The following is a 700-nucleotide window of genomic DNA, read 5'->3' on the forward strand; positions in this document are numbered from 1 at the left end:
GTGGAGTGCGGCGTCGAGGAGTGCGGGGTGGATGCCGTAGCCGGTGGCGTTCTGCTGTTGTTCCTGCGGGAGCCGGACTTCGGCGAACACCTCGTCACCGCGCAGCCAGGCCGCTGTCAGCCCTTGAAAGGCCGGGCCGTAGGCGAACCCGTTGTCCGCGAACCGCTCGTAGAGGTCGGAGACCTCCAACGGCTCGGCACCCGGCGGCGGCCATGCCGTCAGCTCCGCGGGCGGCCGCACCGCCTCGGGCACGACACTGCCGGAGGCGTGACGCGTCCACGGCTCACCGAACCCGGCCCGCCCGGAACGGGAATGCACGGTGAGAACACGACGTCCGCCGTCATCGGGTTCCCCCACCGTCACACGCAGGTCAACAGCATCCTCACCGGTGAGAACAAGAGGAGCTTCGAGAGTGAGCTCCTCGACCTGCTCACAACCGACCCGGTCACCCGCCTGCACCGCCAGCTCCAGGAACCCCGTCCCCGGGAAGATCACCGAACCCGACACCGCGTGATCGGCCAGCCACGGCTGACTCCCCACCGACAACCGCGACGTCAGCACCAGCTCATCGGACCCCGCCAGCTCCACCGCGGCCCCCAGCAACGGATGACCCGCCGACTCCAGCCCCACCGACTCCACATCACCCGACACCACCGGAGCATCCAGCCAGTAGCGCTGTCGCTGGAACGCATACGTCGGC

The 700-nt window shown here is 69.3% G+C and carries 1 protein-coding gene; it reads right to left on the bottom strand.

All coding sequences use genetic code 11. The annotated features are described in order from the left end of the window. The coding region (locus tag ABD299_RS24765) for a polyketide synthase dehydratase domain-containing protein (protein ID WP_344266982.1) at nucleotides 1-700 on the bottom strand (700 nt) is incomplete at both ends.

This window comes from Streptomyces sodiiphilus, assembly GCF_039529215.1.
Lineage (GTDB): Bacteria > Actinomycetota > Actinomycetes > Streptomycetales > Streptomycetaceae > Streptomyces > Streptomyces sodiiphilus.